The following is a 2,505-nucleotide window of genomic DNA, read 5'->3' as shown; positions in this document are numbered from 1 at the left end:
AGCTAATCGACCTGGGATTTCATAATGTTTTAATTCTTTACAAAAAGAATGGTGGTCGATACTGGGCTCGAACCAGTGACCCCCTCCTTGTAAGGGAGGTGCTCTCCCAGCTGAGCTAATCGACCTCGCTGTGTGGGGCCGTATTATAGGGAGCAACAAAATACTGTCAACGACTTTTTCACGAAACAAAGCTTAGCAGCGCTAAAAACGTGCACACTGCTGAATTGTTAAACGCTTTAAACCCATAACAGACATGAACACTTAACCTTTTGATGCATTATTAAGCAAGTGCTTAGGATCATAAGCTTTCATGTCTTTTCTTTTTCTTACTTTCGTCATTAACCTTGTATCAAGAATTTAAGCTTTAGCATTAATTTTAATCGCCGAGCTTTATCCAGATTAAATCTATCTTGTGCAATCAAGAACTCATTCAGTAATTAGTAAACTTCAAGCTGCAAGACATTCGCTTGTTAGCTATAGTTTTTCTTCACAAGAATAATATCACTTAAGTAAAGCGACCCAGCTTATATAATCAAAAGTGAAACTCGCATAATAAGGTAGTTTAGGTATAGAATATCGCCCACTTTATTATATCTGTCTTTATATAGACGTTTTTGAAATAGGTTAGTGTCCCATTATGACAACTAAGACGCGTTTTGCTCCTAGCCCAACAGGCTTTTTACATGTAGGTGGTGCTCGAACAGCACTTTATTCTTGGCTTTATGCCCGCGCAAACCAAGGCGAGTTTGTTTTACGTGTAGAAGATACTGATATTGAACGTTCAACACCTGAAGCATGTGCAGCCATTCTTGAAGGAATGGAATGGTTAGGACTAACTTGGGATGAAGGTCCGTATTACCAAACTAAACGTTTCGATCGTTATAACGAAATCATTGCGCAGATGCTAGAAGAAGGTACTGCTTATAAGTGCTATTGTTCCCGTGAGCGTATTGAAGCAATGCGTGAAGAACAAGCTGCGAATGGTGAGTCACAAAAATATGATGGTCACTGTCGTGATCTTGAGCCTCGTGATACTGATGAACCATTTGTCATCCGTTTTAAGAACCCGACAGAAGGCAGTGTGGTATTTGATGATCATGTACGTGGTCGTATCGAATTTGCTAATGACACTTTAGATGACTTAATTATCGCCCGTACAGAAGGTACGCCGACTTATAACTTCTGTGTAGTTGTAGATGATTGGGATATGGGTATCACTTGCGTTGTACGTGGTGAAGACCACATCAACAACACCCCTCGTCAAATTAACATCCTTAAAGCATTAGGTGCACCAGTACCTGAATATGCTCATGTATCGATGATTTTAGGTGATGACGGTGCAAAATTGTCAAAACGTCATGGTGCTGTTGGTGTAATGCAATATCGTGATGATGGTTACTTACCAGAAGCACTGCTTAACTATCTTGTTCGTTTAGGTTGGTCACATGGCGACCAAGAAGTGTTTTCGATGGAAGAAATGATTTCGCTATTCAAACTAGACGATATCAATAAAGCCGCTTCTGCCTTTAATACTGAAAAGCTAAATTGGTTAAACCAACATTACATTAAGGAGCTTGCTCCAGAATATGTAGCAAAGCATCTTCAATGGCACATGGATGACCAAAAAATTGATACAGCAAACGGCCCAGCATTAGCTGAAGTTGTTACTGCATTATCTGAAAGAGCAAAAACCTTGAAAGAGTTAGCAGCTTCTAGCCGCTACTTTTACGAAGACTTCGATGGTTTTGACGAAAATGCCGCTAAAAAACATTTACGTGGCGTAGCCATGGAGCCGTTAAAGCTAATTCAGCAAAAAATTTCTGCATTACCAGAGTGGACAGTTGAAGCAATTCATCAAGCAATTGAAGATACAGCTGCAGAACTTGAAGTGGGAATGGGTAAAGTCGGAATGCCTTTACGTGTAGCCGTTACAGGCGCTGGTATGTCACCTGCTGTAGATTTAACCTTATTTTTGGTTGGAAAGGCTCGTTGCGAACAAAGAATATCCAAAGCGATTGAATTTGTAGCAGATAGAATAAATTCTTAAAAAACGAGTTGACACTTTTGGCGAGGCTGCATAGAATGCGCCTCGCAGTTGAGACACAACGTGATTATTTATTGCAGCATGTCCAAATGCATTAAGTATAGTTGAGGGGCTATAGCTCAGCTGGGAGAGCGCTTCGCTGGCAGCGAAGAGGTCCACGGTTCGATCCCGTGTAGCTCCACCAATTATATTTAAATCAAAGCATTAAGTTTTAGCCTACAGAGCTTAATGAGTTATTCACTCTTTGGTAGAGTATAACGCCAGTCCGGGTCCCCTTCGTCTAGAGGCCTAGGACACCGCCCTTTCACGGCGGTAACAGGGGTTCGAATCCCCTAGGGGATACCACTATTTATTTTTTCTTGATGAACTTCGAGAAAATAAAAAAGCGTTAAGTTTTAGCCTACAGAACTTAATGAGTTATTCACTCTTTGCAGAGTCTAATGCAGTCCGGGTCCCCTTCG

The 2,505-nt window shown here is 41.0% G+C and carries 1 protein-coding gene and 3 tRNA genes; 3 read left to right on the top strand and 1 reads right to left on the bottom strand.

What is annotated here, in order from left to right:
• Positions 1-49: 49 nt before the first annotated feature.
• A tRNA-Val gene (locus AB4128_RS20665) sits at positions 50-125 on the bottom strand.
• A 512-nt stretch (positions 126-637) separates the two neighbouring features.
• Here AB4128_RS20665 and gltX point away from each other — a divergent pair.
• The 3 genes from gltX to AB4128_RS20650 all read left to right on the top strand — a co-directional run bounded on the left by gltX (position 638) and on the right by AB4128_RS20650 (position 2,389).
• Positions 638-2,047 carry a glutamate--tRNA ligase gene (gltX, locus tag AB4128_RS20660; protein WP_372038802.1) on the top strand — a complete coding sequence of 470 codons (1,410 nt, stop codon included), beginning with the start codon at positions 638-640 and terminating at the stop codon, positions 2,045-2,047.
• A 105-nt stretch (positions 2,048-2,152) separates the two neighbouring features.
• Positions 2,153-2,228, top strand: a tRNA-Ala gene (locus AB4128_RS20655).
• Positions 2,229-2,313: 85 nt separating this feature from the next.
• Positions 2,314-2,389: transfer RNA gene (locus AB4128_RS20650), tRNA-Glu, on the top strand.
• Positions 2,390-2,505: the final 116 nt, after the last annotated feature.

The sequence above is a fragment of the Shewanella sp. 10N.286.52.A9 genome (assembly GCF_041468985.1).
Taxonomy (GTDB): domain Bacteria; phylum Pseudomonadota; class Gammaproteobacteria; order Enterobacterales; family Shewanellaceae; genus Shewanella; species Shewanella japonica.
Note: the sequence above shows the minus strand (reverse complement) of the source record. Positions and strands in the feature narration are given on the sequence as shown.

What these genes read in the sequence shown, in the direction of transcription:
- gltX (WP_372038802.1), top strand. Translation starts at nt 638, where the DNA reads ATGACAACTAAGACGCGTTTTGCTCCTAGCCCAACAGGCTTTTTACAT.